Raw genomic sequence first — 22,949 nt, 5'->3', positions numbered from 1 at the left:
ATCTCGTTTCAACGTTTTCAAAGCAGTTCGGGGACGTAGCGCGGCGCTGCGGTCAGCCCGCCATCGACGCGCAGATCGGTGCCGGTGGTGAAGCCGGCGGCATCGGAGGCAAGATAGACGGCGGCCTCGGCCACTTCGGAAGGTTCGCCGATGCGGCCGAGCGGATGCATTTTCACCCAAGCCTTAGCGAGGTTGCCGCCGATCTCTTTGACCAGCCTGTCGTTCATCGGTGTGTTGATGGTGCCCGGCGAGATCGAATTGACGCGGATGTTCACCGGGCCGAACTCGACCGCCATCTGACGCGTCATCGCCATTACCGCGCCCTTGGCGCCGGCATAGGCGGTCCAGCCATCGAGGCCGATATGGCCCTGTGCCGAGGCCATGTTGATGATCGAGCCCGATTTCTGCGCGATCATGTGCGGCAGCGCATATTTGCAGCCGCGAAACACGCTGGTCAGGTTGACTGATATCAGCCGGTGCCACTGCTCGTCGGTCATCTCGTGCACCGGCATGCCGCCAATGGCGATGGCGGCGTTGTTGACCAGGACGTCGAGGCGCCCGGTCCTTTTGACCGCGCTGTCGATGAGGCCGGCGATGTCAGCCTCTTGCGAGACGTCGCAATGCACATAATCGGCCTCGTGGCCGGCCGCGCGCAATTCGGCCGCGAAGGCCTCGCCGGCGCTGTCGGCGATATCGCCCAGGAAGACATGCGCGCCTTCGCGCGCCATCGCCTGCGCGATCGCGTGGCCTATACCGTCGGCGGCACCGGTGATGATGGCGGTTTTTCCTTCGAGACGGGCCATGTCAGCCTCCATTCGCGCGCCGGCGTTTCGCCTCGTCGAAGGCGACCGCGGCGATGATGATCATGCCGGTGATGACCAGCTGCCATTCGGTCGGCAGGCCAAGTCCGCGCAGGCCGTTGGACAGGAACTGCAGGATCAGCACGCCGAGCGCCATGCCGGTCAGGCTACCGATGCCGCCGGCAAGGCTGACCCCGCCGAGCACCGTCGCCGCCACGACCTGGAATTCGAAATTCAACCCCGCCGTGTGCTGCGCCGAGCCGACACGCGCTGCCAGGATGATGCCGGCGACCGTCGCCAGCAGCGCGCTGATGATGAAGCAGATGAACTTGACACGCCGCACATCGTAGCCCGCCAGCCGCGCCACTTCCTGATTGCCTCCGACGGCATAGATCTGACGTCCGAAAGGCCGGTGCTGCATCACGTAGGCAAAGGCGGCAAGAAGCACGATAGCGATGACCGCCGAATAGGGCAGTACGTTGAACAGGCGGCCATCCGACAGTGCAATGAAGCTGTCGAGGCTGGCATCGTCGGGGATGGCGCGCTGGCCGGTGTAGAGATAGACGCCGCCGCGCATGATGAACATCGTGCCCAGCGTGACGATCAGCGAGTTGATGCCGGCATAGGCGGTGAGATAGCCGTTCACCAGCCCGATGATCAGTCCGAACAGCAGCGCGCCACTGATGCCGAGCAGCAGCGAGTTGGTGTCGTTCATGATGATGATCAGCGGCAGGGCGATGGTGGCGAGCAGCGATCCGATCGAGATGTCGACCTCGCCTGAGATGAAGACGACGGCGCAGCCGATGCCGGCGATCAGCGGCAGCGACGCCTGGCCAAGCACGTTGGTCAAATTGCGCACCGAGAAAAAGTTCTCGACCGTGACGGAGAAGAACGCCAGCACCAGGAGGAGGCAGACCAGCAGCGCCAGTTCCTGCCGGGCAAAGAGCCGCGCCAGCATCGACGGCTGGGCTTTTGCGGAAGCCGTGCCTGCAAGGCTCATCACTTGCTCCCTTCAAGGATGTGGGACTGAAGCACCATGGTCCTACCCGATCGCCGCATTGAGGATCTTCTCCTGCGTGGCTTCCTCGCGCGACATGATCGCGGTCAGGCGCCCTTCGCACATCACTGCGATGCGGTCGGCGAGGCCGAGCAGCTCCGGCATCTCGGACGTCATCATGATGACCGCCAGACCCTCGCCGGCGAGCCGGTCGATCAGCGCGAAGATTTCCGACTTGGCGCCGACATCGATGCCGCGCGTCGGCTCGTCGACGACGATCACCTTCAGACCCCGCATCAGCCAGCGCGCGATCAGCACCTTCTGCTGATTGCCGCCCGACAGGTTCTTCACCTGCTGGAACAGGCTGGGCGTCTTGATGCGAAAGCGATCGACATAGTCCTGCACCGCCCGGTGCTCGCTGGCCTTGTCGACGAACCCCAGGCGGGCGAAGGCTCCGAGCGAGGCGAGGCTTGCATTCTGGTACACAGGCAGCTCGCCCATCAGCCCTTCGCTCTTGCGATCCTCGGTGAGCAAGCCGATGCCGAGCTTGACGCCGGTGCGCGTATCGTGCGGGGCGAGCCGGCTGCCGTCGACGGTGATCGTACCCGCTGTGATCGGGTCATAGCCGACGATCGCCTTGGCAAGTTCGGTGCGGCCAGCGCCCATCAATCCGAAGAAGCCGAGAACCTCGCCGGCGCGCGCCTCGAACGACACGTCGTTGAGTTTCTTTGCGGTGCTGAGCTTCTCGACCGACAGCGCGATCTTGCTGCCCGCCGCGCCGCGCTTGCGCGGGAACAGATTGTCGATGCGCCGGCCGATCATGTCCTGGATCAGCGTGTCGCTGGTGTGCTCGCCGATCGGCCTGGTCGAGATGTGGCGCCCGTCGCGCAGTACCGTCACCGTGTCGGCGATCTCGAACACCTCGTCGAGCTTGTGGCTGACATAGACGACTGCGATGCCGAGGGCCGCGAGCCTGCGGATGACGGTGAACAGCAGCGAGACTTCATTGGGCGTGAGCGAGGATGTCGGCTCGTCCATCACCACGACGCGGGCTTCATGGGCGAGCGCGCGGGCGATCTCGACCATCTGCTGCTGGCTGACCGGCAGCGAACCCGTGCGCGCCGACGGATCGACGTTGAAGCCGATCCTGTCGAACAGTGCGGCTGAATCGGCGCGGATCTTCTTCCAGTCGATCGAGCCGGCTCTGCCGGTCGGATAGCCTTCGAGGAAGATGTTTTCGGCAACGGTGAATTCGGAGATCAGTGCGATCTCCTGGAACACGACCTTGATGCCTTCCTTCAAGCTGTCGCGCGGCGACTTGATGTCGACCTCGCGCCCGCGCATGCGGATTGTGCCGGCATCCTTGCCGTAGACCCCGGCGATGATCTTGATCAGCGTCGACTTGCCGGCGCCGTTCTCGCCCATCAAGGCATGGATCTTGCCGGGCTCCAGGATGAAGTCGACATTGTCCAGCGCGACGACGCCCGGGAAGCGCTTGTCGATGCCGCGCAGTTCGAGCGCCGGCACATTGGTGTCGATGGCCGCGCCTTTTTCGGGGTGAAGGAAATCAACGGACATTGGCTCTGTTCCGGATGATGTCGAGATAGGTGGCCAGGATGATGACGACACCCGGCACCACCATCTGCAGGTCCTGGTTCCAGCCGAGGATGATGATACCATTGTCGATCACCTTCAGCACCAACACGCCGAGCAAGGTGCCGAACAGCGAGCCGCGCCCGCCGAGCAGGCTGGTGCCGCCCAGGATGACGGCGGCAATGACGGTCAGTTCGAAGCCGCGCCCGGCGGTCGGCTGGCCGGCATTCATCAGCGACGACAGGATCATGCCGGCAACGCCGACACAGAGCCCGGTGACGACGAAGGCGAACAGCTTGAGCCGCTCCGAGCGCAGGCCGGACAGGCGCACCGCCTTGTCATTGGCGCCGACCGCGTAGAGGTAACGGCCGAGCGTGGTGAAGCGCAAGGTGATATAGGCGACCACGAAGATCAGCGCCGCCAGGATGACGGGCACCGGCACCGCGCCGACATAGCCGGCGCCGAGATCGGTAAAGCTCGCCATCTGGTTGTGGTTCTGCACCGCCTCGCGCGTGAACAGATAGACGCCGCCCTGCAGCATCATCATCGTGCCGATGGTAGCGATCAGCGAGTTGACCCTGAGCCGGGTGACGACCAGTCCGTTGAACAGGCCGACGCCGCCGGCGAAGGCAAGTGCCGCCAGCATTCCGAGCGAGAGGCTGTGGGTGGAATTAAGCACCGCCATGCCGATGCATCCGACAAAGGCGAGCGAGGCGCCGACCGAGAGGTCGACCTCGGCGGTGATGATGAGCATGGTCATGCCCGAGGCGACGATCAGCACCAGCGCGCACTGGCGCAAGATGGCGATGATGTTGGCCTCCGAATAGAATTGCGGCGCCGCGATCGAGATGGCGATGCACAGCGCGGCCAGGATGGCGCCCAGCACGAGTTGGCTGCTGCCCAGAAGCTGGCGGCCGACAAAGCGCTTCGGCGCGGAGGCGTGTGTAAGCTCGCTCATCTCAGTCCATTCCGGGTTAGTCCATTCCGGGCCGCTCGCGCAAAGCGTCGATCCGACGCCCCCCGCCTAACCGCCAACAGCCTTTGACCGCACGTCCTTCCCGCGACGCGGGAAGGACGATGTCGGCCAGCCTTATTTCTTCAGGTCGGCAGAGGTCTTCATGCACTTTGCCGGCGGCTGCAGTGCGTTGACGGCATCCCATTTGATGGTGCGCGCGGTGCCGTCATAGTTGTAGTATTTCTTCCAGTCCTCGCCGTTCATCGGCGCGGTCGGGCTGACGATGTGCTCCGGCACTTCTTCATTGTTGAAGAGCTTGACCGCGGCGTCGATGGCGGTGAAGCCTTCCTTCTCCGGGAACATCGCGGCTTCGATGCGGTAGGACGGCTCGTTCTGCATGGCGTTGATGAAGGCAAGTCCTTCGCCGCCGGTGCCTACGGTCAATAAATTGTCCTGCGACTTGCCGGCCGCCTTCCAGGCCTGCAGGCCACCCAGCGAGGATGAATCGTTGATGCCGTAGATGATATTGATGTCGGCATTCTTGGCCAGAGCCGCCGAAGAGACTTCGAGCGCCCGATCCGGATTGCCGCCGCCGTCGAGGTCGTGCACCATCACCGCGTCGGGAATGATGGTCTTCAACCCATCCATGAAGCCGTGCGAGCGCAGCACCGTGGCGGAAAGCAGCGGCAGGCCGACATTCATCACCTTGGCGACGCCGCCAAGTTTCTCCTTGGCGTATTTGCCGGCTTCGACGCCGGAGAAATAGCCGGTGTCGTAGTCGCAGATGGCCACCATCGTGGTCATGCCCTTGACCGGGTTGCCTTCAAGCACCACGGGGATGTCGGCAGCTTTGGCTTGGCGCAGCAGCGGCACCACGCCTTCTTCATTCACCGGGGTGATAATCAGCACGTCGACCCCCTTGGCGATGAAGTCTTCGGCCGCAGCGACCTGCTTGGATATGTCGAGATTGGCGTCCTGGACCTCGACTTCGATGCCGAGTTCCTTGCCGTGAGCCTTCATGCCCTTGATGACGTTCTGATACCACTCATGGGTGGCGTAATTGGTGACGTAGCCGATGCGCTTGGGCATGTTCTCGGCATGCGCGGTCGCCGCGCCCATCGCCAGCACGGCGGCGGATGCGAACAGGATTGATTTGGACCAGTTCATGTTTCTTCTCCCAGATTATCGCTTTTGTCAGTCGCTGAACGGGTAATCCCCCCGCTCCGGGTCGGCACGTAACAAAGAAGTGGATTCGCCCCAGCCAAGCGCCGCCGATATCTTCTCGGCGGCCGTCCGGGTGCGCTCGAAGACCGTTTGCCGGTCGAACCGCGCCGCCTTCTGCGGCAGCAGCGGAACGGTGAGCGCCGCGATGACGGCGCCGGTGTGGTCGCGCACCGGCATCGAGATGTTGGTGCAGCCTTCAACCGCCAAGGAGGCACGCATCTCGTAGCCGAGCCTCGCAACCTCGTTCAGCCGCGCTTCGATTTCGACCCGCGCGCCCTGTCCCTCACCGGCAGCAACGATCCGCTCAACGATGCGGTCGCGTTCGGCGCGATTCGAATGGGCGAGCAGCACAGCGCCCGAACTGGTCTCGAGGATCGGGAAATGCGAGCCCAGCGCAACCGAGTAGCGCATAGGCAGCGGTGAATCGATCTGCAGCACCACCAGCGCGTTCTGGCCTTCGCGCACCACGAGGTGACAGCTTTGATCGGCGTTGGCGGTCAGCTCGCGCATCACCGGCAGCGCGCATTCGACCAGCCGGTTTACCGGCGGATGCATATGCGCCAGCTCGAACAGTTTTAGCGACAGCCGGAAGCGGTCCGACTGCGTGCGGAAGATGTAGCCACGCTTCTCCAAGAGAAGCAGGATGCGATAGATTTCGTGGATGGAGCGGCCGAGGCCGGCCGCGATCTCGGTTTGGGTCAGCATTTCGGCGCTGGCGGCCATGAACTCCAGAACATCGAGCGCCTTATCCACTGCCGGCACGCGATAGCCGCTGCGGCCGCCTTCGGCTTCGTCGAGTGTTTCGGCAACACTGGCGGTCATCACGCGACGCTCCGTTCCGGTTGCCTGGTTTCGCGGTAGAGGCGATTGACGTGGTCAGCGAGTTCGGCCGCCGATATGTCGCCGGCGATAGCAGCGGCGGCATGCGGTGCGCATTCGCGGAAGAAGGCGATGAAGCCAGGATGCGTCGGGCGCAGATAAGACGAGGCTATCGTCCGCAGCGTCGAGCTGAAGAAATCGCCGGAGAGATCGTTGACCCCGGCATCCTTCCAGGCCGCCAGGGATCCCGGCTGTCCACCCGACTTCACATAGTCGCCGCGCTGGTATTCGGGCGAGCACAGGAATAGCGCGTAGTCGATCGCGGCCTGCTTGTGCCTGGACCGGGCGCTGACGCCGATGCCGGCACCGCCGAGCAGGGCGCCGGCGCAGTTCGGGGTCGGCACGTCAGCGAAGCGCAGATAGGGCCTGTCGGTTTTTGCGGCGTAGTTCACATAACCGAAGGCGAACGGCACATAGACCACGTCGTCACGCTCGATCATGTGATCGTAGCAGCGGATCGGGTTCCATTTCGATGAGTTTGGATGCGACAGGCTCGCCAGTTCGCGCAATTGCGCGATCGCCCGCTCTACCCTCCCCTTTGCAATGAATTCTTCGCCATCTTCCTGCGGCTGGCCGAGGGTCAGAAGCAGGCACATGGCATCCGTCGGTACGGAAGGCAGGCCGAGCCACTTGCCGTCCCGGCGCGCCTGCCGTCCGAGTTCGATCACCTCGTCATGCGTGCGCGGAACCGGCCCGTAGCGCTCCAAGAGATCCGGGCGATAGGAAGCGACTTGGCAGGCGGCATCGATCGGCAGCGCCCACTGACGGCCATTCTTTGTGTAGGAGCGCCAGGACGCGCCGACTGAATCGCCTTCGAAGAAACGGATCTGCTCCGCTGACAGATACGCGTCGAACGGCACCATCAGCTCGTCCTGCGCGATGTCGCCGATGAAGGGGTGGTCGAACACGATCAGATCGTAAGTGCCGAGGATTGGGCCGAGCGCGCCTTCGCCGAATTCATGGAGGCTGCGGCGGTCCCATTCGATTTCCACGCCGGAATTGGCTGCGCGATATGGCGCCACGCTGGCGTCGAGGGGCCCCCAGCAACGGCGATGATCCCACGCAAGACCGCGCAGCCGCGTCATTTCAGATATTCCTCCCTGGAACCGGGCACATCCGCCCGGCCGATAGTCGTAACAGCTATTTTCACCTAGACAAGTCTTTTTTATATACGCAAAACTGCTTCTTGTCCGCCTGGCGATCGTCAGGCCAGGCCGAAGCGCTCCACGGCGCGCATGATGCCGCGCAGTTCGGCGAGGCCTTTCAGGCGGCCGATCAGCGAGTAGCCGGGATTGATCTTTTTCTTACCGATGTCGTCGGCGAGCAGATGGCCGTGATCCGGCCGCATCGGGATGCGCCAGTCGGCGCGGCCTTCCTGGCGGCGGCGCGTCTCCTCCTGCATCAAAGCGAGGATGACATGCGCCATATCGGTGCCACCCTCGAGATGTTCGGCTTCATAGAACGAGCCGTCCTCCTCGATGGTGATGTTGCGCAGATGGACGAAATGGATGCGATCAGCGAATTCCTTGACCATGGCGACGATGTCGTTGTCGGCGCGCGTGCCATAGGAGCCGGTGCAGAAGGTCAGGCCATTGGCCGGGCTGTTGACGGCGTTGAGAATGAAGCGGGCATCATCTGCGGTCGAGACGACGCGCGGCAGGCCATAGAGCGAGAAAGGCGGGTCGTCGGGATGGATGCACATGCGCACCCCTTCCTCTTCGGCGACCGGTATGATCTCACGCAGGAACCAGGCAAGGTTGTCGCGCAACTCCTTCGGCCCGATCGCGTCGTATTCGGCCAACGCCTCGCGAAAGCTGTCCCTGTCGTAGCGGCGCTCGGTTGCCGGCAGGCCGGCGATGAGGTTGCGCTCGATCTGGTCGACCTGCTCCGAGGTCAGCGCCTTCAGCCGCTTCTCGGCCTCGGCAATGCGCGCCGGCGTATAGCTGGCGGCGCCGTTCTTGCGCTGCAGCACGAAGAGATCATAGGCGGCAAAGTCGACGGCGTCGAAGCGCAGCGCATAGCCGGTTGTCGGCAGGCGATACATGAGGTCGGTGCGCGTCCAGTCCACCACCGGCATGAAATTGTAGCAGATCGTTTCGATGCCGGCCCTGGCGAGCGCCCGGATGCTGTCGCGATAATAGCCGGCATAGCGCTCGCGTTCCGGCGCGCCGATCTTGAAGGAATTGTGGACCGGAATGCTCTCGACAACCGACCATGTCAGGCCGGCGGCCTCGATGATCCGCTTGCGCTCGAGCACGTCGGCTTCGGGCCAGGCCCTGCCATCGTAGATGTGGTGAAGCGCCGAAACCACGCCGGTGGCGCCTGCCTGCTTGACATGCTCAAGCGTCACCGGATCATCCGGACCATACCAGCGCCAACACTGTTCCATGAAGCCTCCTCAACGTTTCGGGGGCGACCATATTGTTGGACCACAAGCGTGTCAATAAGCCGGAATATCGTTCATCTCACTCGTCAAATGCATTTTTCGGCGGCTTCCAGTTGATTTCTCATCTGCTCGCCTTTAGTTTGGTCCAACAAATAGGAGGCAATTGCTTGGATCAAGCTGACCACGAAGCGACGGACGATGCGTTAGCCAGCAGTTCGGCCGTCGACCAGACCGTGCGGCAGATCCTCGACCTTATTCGCAACCGCGCCATGTCCGTCGGCGACGTGCTGCCTACCGAGCGGGAGCTTGGCGAATTGTTCGGCGCCAGCCGCAACACGATACGCGAGGCGCTGCGCACTATCCGCACCTACGGCTTGATCGATCCCAAGCCGCGTGTCGGCGCGGTGCTGGCCGATCGCCAGAATGTTGCGATCCAGAACTTCTTCGCCGCGCAGATGGATATTTCCAGGACCTCGTTTCACGACATACAGGGGTTTCGCCGCATCATCGAAGTGAGCGTCGGGGACCACCTCATTCTCAATGCCAGCGCCGCCGAGCTCGACGCCCTGGACGAGGTCAACGGCCTGATCGAAACCAGCAAGGATGTTCAGGAAGCCGCACAGCGCGATTTCGATTTCCATCTGGCGCTGATGAAGCTCGCCGGCAATCGCATGCTGGTCCAGACCTATCAGTTCCTGTCGCCAGTCATCCTGCACATCATGACCGTCGGCAAATCGATCCGTCCGATCCTTAGCGAAACACGCCGTGCCCATGGCGAGATCATCGCCGCTTTGCGCGCGCGCGACCGCATCGCCTACAGCTACCTGATGAGCCGGCATCTTGATTTCGGCCTGCGCTTCGTTCCCGACGACCTCGAAAACACCCGGACCTCGCCGGCAACGCCTGCCCAGCCGGAACCGACATCTTCCAAGGATTTGCATCATGTCTGATTTTGAGAACAAGGTGGCGCTGATCACCGGCACGACCGGCATCGCGCTCGCCACCGCGAGGCGTCTGGCGCAAGCTGGCGCGGCAATCATCGCCTGCGGCATCGACCGGGCCGCAAATTCGGCGATGAAAGCGGAACTGGAAAGCTTCGAACCCGGGGCGCGGGTCCTGGACATCGACGTCTCCGTTGCCGATCAGGTCCGTGATGCGGTCGCGGCTGGTGTCGAGCGGTTCGGCGGCCTCGATATCATCGTCAATTCCGCCGCGGTCCATCCCTACGGAACCGCGACGACGACCGACTGGGAAACCTGGAACCGGGCGATGACGGTCAATGTCGGCTCGATCTACCTGACCGCGCATTTCGGCATTCCGGAAATGATCAAGCGCGGCGGTGGCGCCATCGTCAATGTCGCCTCGGTGCAAGGCTTCGCCTGCCAGCAGAACGTTGCCGCCTATGCCACGACCAAGGGCGCCATCCACACGCTGACGCGTTCGCTCGCGCTCGACTACGCGGCATCAGGCATCCGGGTCAATTCGGTCAGCCCGGGCTCGATCCGTACGCCGATCCTGGAGAAGGCCGCGCGCGGCGAAAACGGCAGCGATGCCGATGTCGAGGAAGCCTATAGGCGCTTCGGTGCGGCGCATCCGCTTGGCCGCATCGGCGAACCCGAGGAAGTGGCGGAACTCATCGCCTTTCTATGCTCCTCCAAGGCCGGCTTCTGCACCGGCGCGGATTACAAAATAGATGGCGGCCTGACCGCCGGCATCGGCGTGAAGTAGAACCATGAAGATCGGTCTTGGCCTTTACCGGGAATCGCTGACGCCGGACAATTTCCGCTTTGCCCGCCAGGCAGGCGCCACACACATTGTTGCCCACCTCACCAACTATTTTCGCGGGCGCGATCCTTCGCTCTCCGCCGGCAGCGAGAAGGAAGGCTGGGGCGACTGCTCCACCGATGAGCTCTGGAACTATGAGGATTTTGCCGGCCTGGTGAAAACCGTGCGCGATAATGGGCTGGAAATCGCCGCGATCGAGAATTTCTCGCCGCGCTTCTGGTCCGATATTTTGCTCGATGGCCCCGATAGGGCAAAGCAGATCGAAGGCTTGAAGCGTCTGATCCGCGATGCCGGACGCGCCGGCATTCCCTGCATCGGCTACAACTTTTCCATTGCCGGCGTCTGGGGCTGGTCGCGCGGACCGTTCGCGCGCGGCGAGGCGATGTCGGTGGGACTCGACCTCGCGGCCATCGATCCCGATCTGTCCCTCCCCGATGGCGTCGTCTGGAACATGCGCTACCGCGCCGGCCGGCCGAATGCCGAGCCCGTGACGGTGAGCAGCGTTGAGCTTTGGCAGCGGCTCGGCGCGTTCTTGCGGGAAGTCATTCCGGTGGCCGAGCAATCCGGCGTGGTGCTCGCCGCGCACCCCGACGATCCGCCGGCCGAAACACTGCGGGGCACTGCACGGCTCGTCAACCGGCCGGAGAAATACGACCGGCTGATGGACATCGTCGACTCGCCGTCCAACGGGCTGGAGCTCTGCCTGGGCTCGCTGCAGGAGATGCCGGGCGCCGACGAGATTTACGGGCATGTCCGGCGCTTTGCCCGAAGAAAGCGGATCGGCTATATCCATTTCCGCAATGTGCGCGGCAAGGTGCCCAGATATCACGAGACCTTCGTCGACGACGGCGACATCGACATGGCCGAGATCGTCCGCATCCTGCGCGACGAAAACTATGATGGCGTCATGATCCCCGACCACACGCCGGAAATGTCCTGCGATGCGCCCTGGCACGCCGGAAAGGCCTTTGCATTGGGCTACATGCGTGCGCTCGTCCAGAACGCTGCAGCGCTGGGGCCTTCTCGCATCGCCTAAGCCATCATCGGCGATTGCCGAGGCCGTTGCGTCGTCACGGTTGGTGAACGAAACACATTCGGCAAACCATGCTCAGTCAGCTGCGGGTTGGATATGATCAAAGAGATAAGAGGCATGGCTGCACCTAAGCTTGGGGCGAGACTGAAATCCAGAACGCTCCGAAGGCACGCCGCGTGGACCATCAGAGCAAACTCAATTTCGATTGGCCCCGTACTGCAGCACCTGGACCTTCTCCAGCGTCACCAGGCCGCTGCTCATGATCGCTTCCAGCACCGGCAGGAAAGCGTTGATCTTGTCCTCGCCGTCGACGATCTCGACGACAATCGGCAAGTCTTCCGAAAGCCGGAGGATCTTTGTCGTGTGCAGCCGGCTCGAATGGCCGAAGCCCATGCCGCCCCGCAATACCGTCGCGCCCGCCATATGCATTTCGCGGGCCTTGAGCACGATTGATTCATAGAGCGGATGACCGTCGTCCCGGTCGTCCTCGCCGATGAAAATGCGCAGAAGCATCGCCTGTCTTGGTATCTGCATGATTCAGACTCCTCCCAACCTGTTGAGACGCGATGCCACCATGTGGCCGAGCCACACTGCAAAAAGCCAGGTCACAATCGAGACGCCGACGTTCAACCCTGCCATCGGCCAGTGGCCTCCCTGCAAGAGACGGAACGTTTCGAGGCTGAAAGTCGAAAAAGTTGTGAACCCACCGCAGATCCCGGTCATGACAAACTGACGCCACCGCGTCCCGGCAAGCACGCGTCCATCCGGCCCGGTCAACGTCGCATAAAAGCCGATGATGAACGAACCCAGGACGTTCACGAACAAGGTGCCCCAGGGAAAACCCGGACCGAGCCAAGCAAGGGCGCTGATCGAGGCAAGAGCGCGCAATACGCTGCCGATGACAGCGCCGGCGGAAACGGCAAGATAGAGTTGCGCGATCTCAGGGATCGCCTGCCGTCGGACCTTGCCCGGGCTTTCTGATTGCAACGGCGGGGGTTGCTCGTCGGCCTGGACTTCCTCCAACTGGTTCATGCGTTCGCACCCCACATGGCCGTGCCGACCACATATCCGAGCGCCACCGCTGACAGGCAGAGAAGAAGCGACAAGGTCACGTTGACGCCCGCACGCAGGAACTGGCCGTCACGGACGAGCGCCAGTGTCTGCAGGCTGAACGACGAAACGGTGGTGTAGCTGCCAAGGAATCCAGTGGCAGCGAATTGCCAGGCGACAGGCATCGGCAACATTCCCCCTATCGCGGCGGCGGCGAGCACGCCCATGAAGAACGCACCGCTGACATTGATGACCATCGTGCCCAAGGGAAACGTCTCGCCGATGTGGCGGCCAACGAGGCCGGACACGAAATACCGTGTCGGGCCGCCGATAGCGCTTCCCAGAATGACCCATATCAATCCCTGGAGAACATCCTTCATGCTCCGAAGCCCGATTTGCTATGGTTGATCTGCTGGCGGCTTGTCGCCGCGCTTTGACCGGGCGTCGAGGTCCATTCCCTCGATCAGCATATGCACACGCGCAACGCCAAGGCCGACCGCCTGCCAAATAGCCGTGGCCAGTATGATGGTGCCCATCAAGATGAGGGCACCTGTCCGCTCGGCTGCATCCCTGCCGGCCTGATCGTAGAGCACATAGGTCCCTGTGAAGAGCACGAGGATCAGCAGCAGGGTTAGCAACGTGTAGCCGTCCGCCCATCTCTTGTGCAGCCGGACGATCCGGACGAAATCGGCTTCCCTACTCATGTTCGCCTCGCTTGTTGTGTCCTACTGGTGGAGTTCATGGCCCGTAGAAGGAGTCTCGAATATCCTATGATACAAATCTTCGCCGTAGCTTGTCTGCAACGGCTCGCCCTCGTTTAATCTGAAAGTTCGCGTTCCATCGGCCTGCCTTTCGGCGCGCAGGAATTTCACGTCGGGCCGTTCCGTGTTGTGAAGATCGTGCGCAAATTCGTACAGATGCGTAACGAAGAAGACTTTGATCCCCTGCTCGGTCAGTGCGTTCACGATTTGGGTAGCGATCTGCGACCCCTCTCTTTCGTTGGTTGCGGCAAACGACTCGTTGAACAAGACCATCGAGCCGGATGTCGTATGATCCACGATGTCGCTCATTCTGGCGAGTTCCTCGTCCAGCTTGCCACTCTTCATCGTGGCATCTTCCTCGCGCCTGTAATGCGTGATGACGCCGTCGCAGACGCTGGCGCGAAGGGATTGCGCCGGCGCGAACATGCCGCATTGCATCATCAGCTGGGCAAGGCCAATACCCCGGAGGAATGTCGACTTTCCGCCTTGGTTGGCGCCGGTAATGACGACCATCTCCTTCCCGTTCGCATCCAGATCATTGCCGACGACCCGCTGCCCTTTGGTCAGTGCAAGGCAGATGTCGTACAGGCCGACGAACGTTTGCCGGTGCTCCGTGCTGTCGACCGGCTCCGGGAAGCAGATCGGCTCGCCGAGCTCGGAAAGCCGCTTGTTCAGGTTGAGGCAGCCCAGATAGAACGCAAGTTCGGCCCGCAACTGCCTGAAGAAACTGAGAATGTGATCGTTGGATTGCGCGAGCGCGTTGGCTGCGAGGTTGAGGCCTCGGTCCCGCAACTCCGAAAGCGCCCTGGCGCCATTTTCATCGCGAGAAGCAAGCTGGTAGCTGTAGGCAGGAACTTTCCTCGCGAAAATACGCCTTATCCACCCGCGGTCGATGTCGAGCGGCTTGCGCAGGACGTAGTTCACACCCTTGTTGCCCGCTCCCAGCTCCGCGCTGACCAAGACCCCGTTCCAGAATTTCAGCTCTTTCAGATGCTCCTGGACCTCGGCGAAATAGTCATCGCCGAGTTCGCTGGCGAGCATGGCAAAAAATGTCCTGAACCCCTCGGAGCTGAAGTTTCCGGCATGGCTTTCGCCGAAGGCGCGAAGTTTCTTCAGGGACACGATGAACAGGCCCATCACATCGACCGACCGGCGCAGCACCGAATCGGGATATCCCATGACGAGCCCCCAGTGGTTCTTCCTTTCGCCCTCTATGGCATCGACCGCGATCTCATAGATGGCATGGACGACGGCTGGTTTGTCCAGGCAGTCCTTCAGAACGTCCTGGCGGTAGACGATGGACGACGGATCAGTCGCGGATGCCAGGATGCCCCGTCTTGCCATGTCCTTCAGAAATGCATCGCCGTGCGCCATGGCCTCGAACAGCGTGCCGAGTTCGAGGTCTTGGGTCAGATCCTGTTCGTTCCACGGCAAGGCATCCTGCAGATCAAAATCATGATCCCTGTGCATGAGAAGCGGCTTCATGTCCGCAGCCTTTCCTTCAAGTCGTCATACGCGAGGCGATGTCGTCTTGCGATCGCCATGGCGTAGGCTCGACCATCCGCGGGCTTTCTGACGATCTTGTAGGTGCGCTCCGCCGAATTCGTCGTGCCGACCGTGCTCACCAGGCTGACGGTTTTCTCATTAAGGGATGCCAATTCATCGACGAATGTCACGCAGACGCACAGCGCGTCGAGTGCGGCAATGCTTGCCACCACTTTCTTGCCCAGGAACAGGGCATCGTGCAGCGTGGTCGAGGTGAATATCTCGTTCATGATCACGATGCTGTTCGGGGTTGCCTGTCCGAGACTGTCGTGAATCCGGATCAGGTCTTCCTCAAGCTTGCCGTGCTGCGTGTGGATGTCCTCCTCTTTCTCGAAATGCGTGAACAGCTTGTCGAACAGGAACAAACTGGCTTCCCTGCCGGGAACCGGGCATCCGACGCTCGCCAGGAAATGCAGCTGCCCGAAGGTCCGGGCAAAGGTGGTTTTTCCCCCCTGGTTCGGCCCTGTCACCACGAAAATGCGTTCGGGGTTCTGTAGGTGGAAGTCGTTGCAGACGATCGAAGTGTTCTCGGCGATCAGTTTCCCGGCAAGCGCCAGATCGAAGCCGTCGACGCTGCCGATCGCCTTGTCGCTGGCTGAAACCCGAGGGTAGCAGAAGCTGAGCCCGGCATGCTTGAAGCGTTCGATGTATTGGAGATAGCCGATGTAAAACTGCACCTCGCGGTCGAAAGCGGAGATTTTCGGGTCAAGATAGATTGCATTGCGGGCACAGAAGTCGCTAAGCGCGAGAAACACGTCCGGGTAGAGTTTCGCGACCATACCCAGGACCGCCGCCTCGATATGGTTCATATCCAGCGTGTCACGGAATTCGACCAGGTAGCTTTTCACCGCCCCGCGTTTGAATTTTTCGAATGTTCTTTCCACCTCGGCGCTGTAATCGATCTCGGATTCCGGTTTGCGGACCCTGATGCGAGTACCTTTGATGTTCATGCAATACTTCACGGTCGAAAGACCGTAATAGAGGCCTTTGGCTTCGTTCCGAAGCGAGGCGAAGGGGGCAGAGCCTATATAGCCGGCCAGGAATTCGCGAAACGCGACAAAGCCGCGTGAGCGCAGATCGGCGGTGCCCAGATCTCTCGCCAGGCCGGCTACGGCCTCGCAGTAGGTCGAGACTGCGTCCAGAAACAATCTTTCCTTCTGGTATTTGTAGTAAAGCTTGCCGGATTTTGTGATCTGCTCGCGCATCTGTCGCATCTTGCGCGTGAACTCCGTGACGAATTCGAAGAGCGCCTCGCTTTCGAGGTCGCGAAACACCTCGTGACGATAGTGGATCGCATCGACACCGTGCAGGGACGCGTGAAAGAACGGCCGCAATTCGTACTCTTCCCGGCCAGCCGTGACGGCCGCGATGATCTGGTCGAGATTGAGGTCCACGAAACAGGCCGGTGTTTCGGGAATTTCCTCGGGCGCCTCACCGAATATGCTTTGGAAAACCTTGGGCCCGAGCTCCGGATGCGGCGGACGCGCCTCGGCATTCTTTGCAGGGATCGGGCGGCCGGGCGATGCGCCGTTTCGCTTCGCTTCCCGCTCATCGACCGAAGCGAACTGCCCCGAGATTTGACGGCCGTCGTTCATTTCACCACCAGCACGTGGCAGGGTGCTAGTTCGACCAGACGATCGGTGGTGCCCCCGATCAATCGGTTGTAAAGGGCGGAGTGGCCCATGAAGCCAACGACCAGCAGGTCGTATCCGCCGCGCTCGATGAATTCGACGATGCTCGACACCGCATGACCGGAGACGACGTGAGTCTCGATCTTCACGCGGGCGGCCGTCGCCTGGGACCGGGCTTGTCCGATCACCCTTTCGTAGCGGTGATTTTCCTCGAGCTGTTCTTCGATTATCTCGTCGATGGTTGCCGGGGCGATCGGCATTTCCTCGACGCAGATCATGTCCAGCCTTGCCTTGAGCCGATGGGCCAGCTTGATAGCGACGGACAGCGCCCTTGCGCCTCCCTCGGAGCCGTCATTGGCGATCAAGATCTTCTCGTACATGTCAGGCCTCCTCTTCCGAGGACAGTGCCGGGTCCCTGCCGATCGGCTTGAACGCCGGCTGGAACCAGCGCTGGGCAATCAGCGTCGGCACCAGGGCGCTGCCGATCACGGCCGTCACCAGGATCGTGTACTGGTGCTGGTCTATGACGTGGTTGGTGAGGCCGAAAAGGGCCGAGATCGTGCCGAAGGTCAGTCCGGTCGACATCAGAAGCGTCGTGTACATGCCTTCGCGCGCCTCGAACCGGAACACCTTGGTGAGCGGCAGGATACCGACGAACTTGGTTGCCATCTTGATGGCGAGAAAGACCGCGATCAGTCCGGCTGCGGAAACGACGGCATGGAAGTCGACGAACGACCCGGCTTTCAGGAAGTAGAAGGGGGTCAGGATGGTGAAGGCGATGATGCGCATGCGGTGGGGCAATTCTGGATCGGCAAGGAAAGCGGGGGCCAACGCCATGCCGACCAGGTAGGCCGGCAGCACCGCCTCGCTGCCGGCGATCGAGGCAAGTCCGCCGAGGCCGAGCAGCACCAGCGAGATGAATTTTGTTTCCGGTTCGCTGACCCGGTGACCAACCTTGGTGAAGAACCACGGTGCGAAGCGCGGCAGCATCCAGAGCGCGGCAGCGGTGACAGCCCCGAACAGCGCCAGCCAATAGTCGAAATGCGCGAAGACGATGCCAAGCGCGAGCACCGTGCCGAGATCGTTGATGAAGCAGGCGGCAAGGATGATCTTGCCCATCTCGGATTTGTTGAAGCCGGTCTCCACCATGACCGCGTAGACGACCGCGACCGAAGTCGTCGACAGCGATATGCCGGCGATCTGCGCCTGCGGCCACGGCCAGCCGATGACGTAGTGTGCGTAAAGCAGAACCCCCAGATAAGGCGCGATGAACCCGACGACGCCGATCGTCATGCTCGACCAGAAATGCTTGCGCACGACACGGCTGTCGATTTCGGTGCCCGCGAGGCAGGTGAGCAGGATTGCGCCGAAGCCGGCGAGGAAGTTTACCCACTCGGTCAGGTGAAGGCCGATGGTGTTGCCGGCGACAGCGCCGACGATGATCTCGATCAGAGCGACCGATATCGCCACCCGTATGGAGATGATCGACGCGAACAGAGCCAGCCCCAACCAGACCGCTGAAACCAGCCAGACGTTTTCCATCGTGCACTCCTTGCGGCCGGAACGGGCCGGCAATCTCGGGTGCGTGGAAGCGGCAATAAAAAACCCGCATCGCGGCGGGTCGGTCGGTCACTCGTCCGGCTCCCACCGCGCGTCTCCACGCGGCAGGAGTCATCAGCCCTTGTGGGCGGTTTTGGGGGACTCCATCCCCTTGCAATTCAACATAAGGAGGTTGTGTAGAATCGGCAAGACCGGCAGCCGGCCAACTCGTGAACAACAAAGGTAAGGCCTGATCGAACTTGACTGCGCACATCATTACGGGGCGCAGTGCCCCTGATTTGCTGTGACCTTGCGCTCACGTCGACCCCAGACACACAAAAACCCGGCTGCGCCGTTACGCACGCAGCCTTCGCATTCAACGCCGCAGCGCCGCTTACCGTCGCAAGGCGTACACGTCTGCCTTGTGTTCGCTGGCGACCGGCAGCGCCATGTCGTCGTCCAGAAGTCGGGTGATCCTGGCAAAGCCGGTGAACGCTTTCCTGGCTTCCTCGGCCGACATCTGACCTGACAAAGCGGCCGCGCAGCAATTCAGCGCGCACTGATACACAGGTCCACGTCGTCCCGTCGGCCACTTACGCAAGAAAACCATCGCCTCGGCGACACTATCCACTTCTTCTACAGGGTGTCCCTGCCCGCGGGATATCCGCACGGGCGCAAAGAAATGCAGGTAGTCCATTGGTTCCTCCCGGTCGATCGCGATGCGCGTGATCGAACCGTATAAAACGCACCAACTGGCGGTTGGTTCCAGAAAAAAATGGAATCGTTAGAAAATCTTTTGGTCCCCATGCGACCATTCGTGCGCCTGTGGCGGCTACACCGTCGCAAAGTGGCAGGCGGCTTTGCGGCCCGGTCGATATTCCCTCAGCTCCGGCCGCTCCGTGCGGCAACGGTCAGCAGCAATCGGGCATCGTGGGTGAAAGCGGCACCCGGATGGCGGCTTGAGCGGGCTCGGCACGTCGCCGGTGAGGATGATGCGCTGGCGCGTGCCGCTGGGCGTCGTCTCCACGACGGGAACAGCCGAGATCAGTGCCTGGCTGTAGGGATGTGCCGGGGCTGCAAACACCTCCGCCGCCGGACCTTCCTCGACGATCGAGCCGAGATACATGACCGCGATGCGCGTCGAGACCTGGCGCACCACCGACAGGTCATGGGCGATGAAGATGTAGGTGAGTTGCAGCTTCTCCTGCAGGTCGGCAAGCAGATTGACGATCTGCGCCTGCACCGACACGTCGAGCGCGGAGACGGGTTCATCCAGCACGACGAGATCGGGGTTAAGGGCAATCGCCCGCGCAATGCCGACACGCTGGCGTTGGCCGCCGGAGAATTCGTGCGGATATCGCATGACATGATCGGGCAACAGCCCAACGAGGTCGAACAGTTCGGCGACGCGCGCGGTGATCTCGCGGGACGAAAGCTTGCCGTGGATGCGCAGCGGCTCGGCTACGAGGTCGCCAACACGCCGGCGCGGATTGAGCGAGGCCGACGGATCCTGGAAGACCATTTGCAGGCGGCGCCGCAACGGCCTGAGTTCGGCCAGCGATTTCGAGGTGATGTCGTCGCCTTCGAACAGAAGCTCACCGTCCGATATGTCGTAGAGCCTCACCAGGCAGCGCGCCAGCGTGGACTTGCCGCATCCGGATTCGCCGACCAGCCCAACTGTCTCGCCGCGCCGCACGGTCAGCGACACATTGTCGACCGCATGCACGGTTCGCTTGCCTTCGGCGGAAAAGCGGGTGCCGATCGAGAAGCGCTTGCCGAGCGAGCGCGTCTCGAGGATTGGGCGGTCTTTGTCGGTCATCGGTCCGCTCATGCCTGTGCCACCCGGAAGCATGCCACGGCGTGGGTGCCGCTCCCAAGGTCGGGCTTGCCGGTCACGCAGGGTTCGTAGTGCGCCGGGCAACGCGGACCGAAAGCGCAGCCCTGCGGCAATCGCAGCAGCGACGGCGGCGAGCCGGGAATGGCCGGCAGACGGCACGGTTTTTCACCGGTCAATGGCGGGATCGAACCGAGCAGCGCCCGCGTATAGGGATGTCGCGGGTCGGAAAACAGCTCCATGCGGCTGCCGCGCTCCACCACGCGGCCCGCATACATGACCATGACCCGGTCGGCGAGTTCGGAAACTACGCCCATGTCATGCGTGATGAAGACGACAGCCGACTTATGCGTCGCGCGCAGCTTGCGCACGAGGTCGAGAATGCCGGCCTGCACCGTGACGTCGAGCGCCGTGGTCGGCTCGTCCGCCACCAGCAATGCCGGATTGCAGGACAGAGCCATTGCAATCACCGCCCGCTGGCGCATGCCGCCTGAAAGCTGATGCGGATAGCGCGACATCGCCTCGTGCGGATTGGGAAAATTCACCTCGGCCAACAGTTCTTCCACGCGCTCCAGCGCCTTGGCCTTGCTGATGTTGCGATGCGCGCGGATCTGTTCGGCGATCTGCCAGCCGATCGTGTAGACAGGCGTCAGCGCCGTCATCGGATCCTGGAAGATCATCGCGATCTCGTTGCCGCGCAGCCGCCTGAGTTCGCGCGGCGGCAGCCCCACGAGCTCGCGGCCCTTGTAGCGGATCGAGCCTTCGATGGTGGCGTTGGGGTCGGTGATGAGGCCCATCACGGCCAGCAGCGACACCGTCTTGCCGGAGCCGGATTCGCCGACGACACCGAGGATCTCGCTTTCCTCGAGGTCGAAGGAAACGCCATCGATGGCGCGCACCAGACCGTCATTGGTGCGGAAGGATACACTGAGATCACGCACCGACAGTATCATGATGTCCTCAGGCGCGGATCGAGAAGGATGTAGACGAAATCGACGACGGCATTGGCGACGACCACAAACATCGAAGCGTACATTACCGTCGCCATGATCATAGGCAGATCGAGGTTCTGCAGCGCGTCGTAGGTGAGCTTGCCGATGCCATGCAGCCCGAACACCACCTCGGTCAAAAGGGCCGAGCCGCCCACCAGGGCGCCGAAGTCGAGGCCGAACAGGGTGACGAACGCAATGAGCGATGTGCGCAAGGCATGGCGCAGCAGGATCCGCGTCTCCGACAGGCCCTTGGCCCGGGCGGTGCGAATATAGTCTTCCTGCAGGGATTCGATGATGGCCGCGCGCAACACGCGCCCGTAAATGCCGATGTAGAGAATGGCCAGCGTGATCCACGGAATGACCAGTGTCAGGAACCAGCCTTTCGGATCGTCGGAAAGATTCTTGTAACCGAGCGGCGGCACCCAGGAGAACGCCCAGCTGTCGTGATAGCGGCTTTGGGTGATCAGGTTCATCACCTCGCCCAGCCAGTAGACCGGCATGGATATGCCGAGAAGCCCCAGGGCCATCAGAAGCTTGTCCAGCCAGCTGTCGCGGGTGGCGGCGGCGACGATGCCGATGACGATGGAGACAACCACCCACAGGATCGCCGCCCCGAAGACCAGCGAGAGCGTGACGGGAATCGAATCCATGACCGCCGGCACCACCTTCCAGCCGCGATTGACGAAGGAGGTCAGGTCACCCGTAACGAAGATCTTCTCCATCATCTTCACATATTGCACGTAGAGCGGCCGGTCGAAGCCGAAGCTGTGGCGCACCGCGTCCAGCACCTCGGGCGATGCATTGCGGCCGGCGATGCGTGCCGCCGGGTCAGCGCCCGGCGTGGCGAAGAAGATCAGGAAGACGATGACCGAGATGCCGAACATCACGAACAGCATCTGACCGAAACGACGCAGGATGGCGTAGATCATCAGTCGCGCCCCAGCCGAACCTTGGAGCGCGGGTCGAGCGCGTCGCGCAGGCCGTCGCCGAAGACATTGAGCGCCATCACGGAAACCGCGATTGCGAGACCCGGCACGAGTGCCACCAGCGGCCTGGTATAAAGCAGCGCCTGTCCGTCCTGGATGATGGTGCCCCAACTCGCGGCCGGCGGCTGCACGCCGATCGACAGGAAGGAGAGTGCCGATTCCGTCAGCATGTTGAGCGCCATCATCAGCGGCACGAAGACGATCAGCGTGGTGGTGATGTTGGGCAGGATGTCGCGCCACAGTATGCGCCATCCCGGTACGCCCAGATTGACCGCGGCGTGGACGAATTCGCTGTGGCGCAACGACAGCACCTGCCCGCGTATCGGGCGCGCCACATAGGGCACGTAGACAATACCGATGATGATGACCGGCAGCCACAGGCTGCCGGATTCGATTTCGATCGGCCCGATCGAAATGCCCTGCGCGATGGTGACGATGGAAAGCGAAATCGCCAGCAAATAGATCGGAAACGCCCACAGGACATCCAGCAAGCGCGACAGCACCGTGTCGGTGACACCGCCGAAATAGCCGGCGATCAGTCCCGCCGCCGTGCCGAGGATCAGGGTGAAGATGGTGGCGGCCCCGGAAATCAGCAGCGAGATCAGCCCGCCATAGAGCATCCTGGCCATGACATCGCGCCCCTGGCTGTCGGCACCGAGGAAGTAATTGCCGAGCCGCCAAGTCGGACCGAGCGGCGTGTAGCCAAGCCCGAGCCCCTCCGTCGATTGTTCCATCACGGGAACGTCGGCGCCGTCGATCTGGATGACGGCGTCGAGCGTAGAGGCAAATGGGTCCACATCAGCCCATTTCGCATAGAGAGGCGCACTGAGACAGGCAAGGACGATGAGGAGGAACACGGCCAGGGAGGCCATGGCGGCCCTGTCCGTTGCCAGCTTCGCAAACGCGACGGCCCAGGGCCCTCGCGTCTTGCGCGGCATGGCGACAGCTTCGTTCGACAC

At 62.1% G+C, this 22,949-nt stretch carries 24 protein-coding genes and 1 riboswitch; of the genes, 3 read left to right on the top strand and 21 right to left on the bottom strand.

The window, feature by feature from the left end; all coding sequences use genetic code 11:
• Positions 1-17: 17 nt before the first annotated feature.
• From JT360_RS08485 to uxuA, 8 genes are all read right to left on the bottom strand, one after another.
• Entirely contained in the window at positions 18-803 is a 786-nt protein-coding gene (locus tag JT360_RS08485; RefSeq protein WP_214471044.1) for an SDR family NAD(P)-dependent oxidoreductase, read from the bottom strand.
• A 1-nt stretch (position 804) separates the two neighbouring features.
• Positions 805-1,800 carry an ABC transporter permease gene (locus JT360_RS08480; protein WP_214471042.1) on the bottom strand — a complete coding sequence of 332 codons (996 nt, stop codon included), beginning with the start codon at positions 1,798-1,800 and terminating at the stop codon, positions 805-807.
• A 42-nt stretch (positions 1,801-1,842) separates the two neighbouring features.
• Positions 1,843-3,375, bottom strand: coding sequence for a sugar ABC transporter ATP-binding protein (locus tag JT360_RS08475; RefSeq protein ID WP_214471041.1), 1,533 nt, complete (start codon positions 3,373-3,375; stop codon positions 1,843-1,845).
• Complete coding sequence (locus JT360_RS08470; protein ID WP_214471040.1) at positions 3,365-4,348, bottom strand: ABC transporter permease; 984 nt, start codon at positions 4,346-4,348, stop codon at positions 3,365-3,367. The genes JT360_RS08475 and JT360_RS08470 overlap by 11 nt, the downstream gene beginning before the upstream one ends.
• Before the next feature lie 132 nt (positions 4,349-4,480).
• On the bottom strand, positions 4,481-5,512 hold the full coding sequence (locus JT360_RS08465; RefSeq protein WP_214471038.1) for a sugar ABC transporter substrate-binding protein: 1,032 nt from the start codon (positions 5,510-5,512) through the stop codon (positions 4,481-4,483).
• A 27-nt stretch (positions 5,513-5,539) separates the two neighbouring features.
• On the bottom strand, positions 5,540-6,391 hold the full coding sequence (locus JT360_RS08460; RefSeq protein WP_214471036.1) for an IclR family transcriptional regulator: 852 nt from the start codon (positions 6,389-6,391) through the stop codon (positions 5,540-5,542).
• Positions 6,391-7,533: an ABC transporter substrate-binding protein gene (locus JT360_RS08455; protein ID WP_214471034.1), complete on the bottom strand. Its 1,143-nt coding sequence runs from the start codon at positions 7,531-7,533 to the stop codon at positions 6,391-6,393. The genes JT360_RS08460 and JT360_RS08455 overlap by 1 nt, the downstream gene beginning before the upstream one ends.
• Before the next feature lie 119 nt (positions 7,534-7,652).
• The gene (gene uxuA / locus JT360_RS08450) at positions 7,653-8,837 is read right to left on the bottom strand and encodes a mannonate dehydratase (RefSeq protein ID WP_214471033.1); all 1,185 of its coding nucleotides are present in this window, start codon (positions 8,835-8,837) and stop codon (positions 7,653-7,655) included.
• 164 nt (positions 8,838-9,001) lie between these two features.
• Between uxuA and JT360_RS08445 the strand changes: the two genes are divergently transcribed.
• From JT360_RS08445 to JT360_RS08435, 3 genes are read left to right on the top strand one after another with little or no spacing between them, the layout of a single operon-like run.
• Positions 9,002-9,784, top strand: a complete 783-nt coding sequence (locus JT360_RS08445; protein WP_214471031.1) for a FadR/GntR family transcriptional regulator — start codon at positions 9,002-9,004, stop codon at positions 9,782-9,784.
• Positions 9,777-10,562 carry an SDR family NAD(P)-dependent oxidoreductase gene (locus JT360_RS08440; RefSeq protein WP_214471030.1) on the top strand — a complete coding sequence of 262 codons (786 nt, stop codon included), beginning with the start codon at positions 9,777-9,779 and terminating at the stop codon, positions 10,560-10,562. The genes JT360_RS08445 and JT360_RS08440 overlap by 8 nt, the downstream gene beginning before the upstream one ends.
• A gap of 4 nt (positions 10,563-10,566) precedes the next feature.
• Positions 10,567-11,655 (top strand): mannonate dehydratase, encoded by a 1,089-nt coding sequence (locus tag JT360_RS08435; RefSeq protein WP_214471029.1) that lies wholly within the window; start codon positions 10,567-10,569, stop codon positions 11,653-11,655.
• Positions 11,656-11,847: 192 nt separating this feature from the next.
• Here JT360_RS08435 and JT360_RS08430 read toward each other — a convergent pair whose 3' ends face one another.
• From JT360_RS08430 to JT360_RS08370, 13 genes are all read right to left on the bottom strand, one after another.
• Positions 11,848-12,186, bottom strand: coding sequence for a DUF190 domain-containing protein (locus JT360_RS08430; RefSeq protein WP_214471027.1), 339 nt, complete (start codon positions 12,184-12,186; stop codon positions 11,848-11,850).
• Positions 12,187-12,189: 3 nt separating this feature from the next.
• The gene (crcB, locus tag JT360_RS08425; protein ID WP_214471025.1) at positions 12,190-12,684 is read right to left on the bottom strand and encodes a fluoride efflux transporter CrcB; all 495 of its coding nucleotides are present in this window, start codon (positions 12,682-12,684) and stop codon (positions 12,190-12,192) included.
• A complete protein-coding gene (gene crcB / locus JT360_RS08420) occupies positions 12,681-13,082 on the bottom strand; it encodes a fluoride efflux transporter CrcB (protein ID WP_214471024.1) in 402 nt (133 codons plus the stop codon). Before crcB (JT360_RS08420) ends, crcB (JT360_RS08425) begins: the two co-directional genes overlap by 4 nt.
• Before the next feature lie 18 nt (positions 13,083-13,100).
• Entirely contained in the window at positions 13,101-13,406 is a 306-nt protein-coding gene (locus JT360_RS08415; RefSeq protein WP_214471022.1) for a hypothetical protein, read from the bottom strand.
• Between the two features lie 21 nt (positions 13,407-13,427).
• Positions 13,428-14,948: a MutS-related protein gene (locus JT360_RS08410; protein WP_214471020.1), complete on the bottom strand. Its 1,521-nt coding sequence runs from the start codon at positions 14,946-14,948 to the stop codon at positions 13,428-13,430.
• Positions 14,945-16,603 (bottom strand): MutS-related protein, encoded by a 1,659-nt coding sequence (locus tag JT360_RS08405; protein WP_214471019.1) that lies wholly within the window; start codon positions 16,601-16,603, stop codon positions 14,945-14,947. Before JT360_RS08405 ends, JT360_RS08410 begins: the two co-directional genes overlap by 4 nt.
• Entirely contained in the window at positions 16,600-17,019 is a 420-nt protein-coding gene (locus JT360_RS08400) for a universal stress protein (RefSeq protein ID WP_214471017.1), read from the bottom strand. The genes JT360_RS08405 and JT360_RS08400 overlap by 4 nt, the downstream gene beginning before the upstream one ends.
• A gap of 1 nt (position 17,020) precedes the next feature.
• Complete coding sequence (locus tag JT360_RS08395) at positions 17,021-18,181, bottom strand: cation:proton antiporter (protein ID WP_214471016.1); 1,161 nt, start codon at positions 18,179-18,181, stop codon at positions 17,021-17,023.
• A gap of 116 nt (positions 18,182-18,297) precedes the next feature.
• Positions 18,298-18,359, bottom strand: a riboswitch (Fluoride riboswitch).
• A 213-nt stretch (positions 18,360-18,572) separates the two neighbouring features.
• Positions 18,573-18,875, bottom strand: a complete 303-nt coding sequence (locus JT360_RS08390; RefSeq protein ID WP_214471015.1) for a DUF982 domain-containing protein — start codon at positions 18,873-18,875, stop codon at positions 18,573-18,575.
• 135 nt (positions 18,876-19,010) lie between these two features.
• Positions 19,011-19,997 (bottom strand): ABC transporter ATP-binding protein, encoded by a 987-nt coding sequence (locus JT360_RS08385; RefSeq protein ID WP_214471014.1) that lies wholly within the window; start codon positions 19,995-19,997, stop codon positions 19,011-19,013.
• Between the two features lie 8 nt (positions 19,998-20,005).
• Positions 20,006-20,965, bottom strand: coding sequence for an ABC transporter ATP-binding protein (locus tag JT360_RS08380; RefSeq protein ID WP_214471013.1), 960 nt, complete (start codon positions 20,963-20,965; stop codon positions 20,006-20,008).
• On the bottom strand, positions 20,962-21,933 hold the full coding sequence (locus tag JT360_RS08375; protein ID WP_214471011.1) for an ABC transporter permease: 972 nt from the start codon (positions 21,931-21,933) through the stop codon (positions 20,962-20,964). The genes JT360_RS08380 and JT360_RS08375 overlap by 4 nt, the downstream gene beginning before the upstream one ends.
• Positions 21,933-22,949, bottom strand: coding sequence for an ABC transporter permease (locus JT360_RS08370; RefSeq protein WP_214471010.1), 1,017 nt, complete (start codon positions 22,947-22,949; stop codon positions 21,933-21,935). The genes JT360_RS08375 and JT360_RS08370 overlap by 1 nt, the downstream gene beginning before the upstream one ends.

It is taken from the genome of Mesorhizobium sp. dw_380 (assembly GCF_018588885.1).
Lineage (GTDB): Bacteria > Pseudomonadota > Alphaproteobacteria > Rhizobiales > Rhizobiaceae > Mesorhizobium.
The sequence above is the reverse complement of the archived record's forward strand: the minus strand, read 5'-3'. Positions and strand labels throughout refer to the sequence as shown.

What these genes read in the sequence shown, in the direction of transcription:
- uxuA (WP_214471033.1), bottom strand. Translation starts at nt 8,837, where the DNA reads ATGGAACAGTGTTGGCGCTGGTATGGTCCGGATGATCCGGTGACGCTT.
- JT360_RS08400 (WP_214471017.1), bottom strand. Translation starts at nt 17,019, where the DNA reads ATGTACGAGAAGATCTTGATCGCCAATGACGGCTCCGAGGGAGGCGCA.
- JT360_RS08485 (WP_214471044.1), bottom strand. Translation starts at nt 803, where the DNA reads ATGGCCCGTCTCGAAGGAAAAACCGCCATCATCACCGGTGCCGCCGAC.
- JT360_RS08375 (WP_214471011.1), bottom strand. Translation starts at nt 21,933, where the DNA reads ATGATCTACGCCATCCTGCGTCGTTTCGGTCAGATGCTGTTCGTGATG.
- JT360_RS08390 (WP_214471015.1), bottom strand. Translation starts at nt 18,875, where the DNA reads ATGGACTACCTGCATTTCTTTGCGCCCGTGCGGATATCCCGCGGGCAG.
- JT360_RS08415 (WP_214471022.1), bottom strand. Translation starts at nt 13,406, where the DNA reads ATGAGTAGGGAAGCCGATTTCGTCCGGATCGTCCGGCTGCACAAGAGA.
- JT360_RS08435 (WP_214471029.1), top strand. Translation starts at nt 10,567, where the DNA reads ATGAAGATCGGTCTTGGCCTTTACCGGGAATCGCTGACGCCGGACAAT.
- JT360_RS08465 (WP_214471038.1), bottom strand. Translation starts at nt 5,512, where the DNA reads ATGAACTGGTCCAAATCAATCCTGTTCGCATCCGCCGCCGTGCTGGCG.
- JT360_RS08480 (WP_214471042.1), bottom strand. Translation starts at nt 1,800, where the DNA reads ATGAGCCTTGCAGGCACGGCTTCCGCAAAAGCCCAGCCGTCGATGCTG.
- JT360_RS08455 (WP_214471034.1), bottom strand. Translation starts at nt 7,533, where the DNA reads ATGACGCGGCTGCGCGGTCTTGCGTGGGATCATCGCCGTTGCTGGGGG.
- JT360_RS08430 (WP_214471027.1), bottom strand. Translation starts at nt 12,186, where the DNA reads ATGCAGATACCAAGACAGGCGATGCTTCTGCGCATTTTCATCGGCGAG.
- crcB (WP_214471025.1), bottom strand. Translation starts at nt 12,684, where the DNA reads ATGAACCAGTTGGAGGAAGTCCAGGCCGACGAGCAACCCCCGCCGTTG.
- JT360_RS08460 (WP_214471036.1), bottom strand. Translation starts at nt 6,391, where the DNA reads ATGACCGCCAGTGTTGCCGAAACACTCGACGAAGCCGAAGGCGGCCGC.
- JT360_RS08380 (WP_214471013.1), bottom strand. Translation starts at nt 20,965, where the DNA reads ATGATACTGTCGGTGCGTGATCTCAGTGTATCCTTCCGCACCAATGAC.
- JT360_RS08440 (WP_214471030.1), top strand. Translation starts at nt 9,777, where the DNA reads ATGTCTGATTTTGAGAACAAGGTGGCGCTGATCACCGGCACGACCGGC.
- JT360_RS08405 (WP_214471019.1), bottom strand. Translation starts at nt 16,603, where the DNA reads ATGAACGACGGCCGTCAAATCTCGGGGCAGTTCGCTTCGGTCGATGAG.
- JT360_RS08395 (WP_214471016.1), bottom strand. Translation starts at nt 18,181, where the DNA reads ATGGAAAACGTCTGGCTGGTTTCAGCGGTCTGGTTGGGGCTGGCTCTG.
- crcB (WP_214471024.1), bottom strand. Translation starts at nt 13,082, where the DNA reads ATGAAGGATGTTCTCCAGGGATTGATATGGGTCATTCTGGGAAGCGCT.
- JT360_RS08470 (WP_214471040.1), bottom strand. Translation starts at nt 4,348, where the DNA reads ATGAGCGAGCTTACACACGCCTCCGCGCCGAAGCGCTTTGTCGGCCGC.
- JT360_RS08410 (WP_214471020.1), bottom strand. Translation starts at nt 14,948, where the DNA reads ATGAAGCCGCTTCTCATGCACAGGGATCATGATTTTGATCTGCAGGAT.
- JT360_RS08385 (WP_214471014.1), bottom strand. Translation starts at nt 19,997, where the DNA reads ATGACCGACAAAGACCGCCCAATCCTCGAGACGCGCTCGCTCGGCAAG.
- JT360_RS08475 (WP_214471041.1), bottom strand. Translation starts at nt 3,375, where the DNA reads ATGTCCGTTGATTTCCTTCACCCCGAAAAAGGCGCGGCCATCGACACC.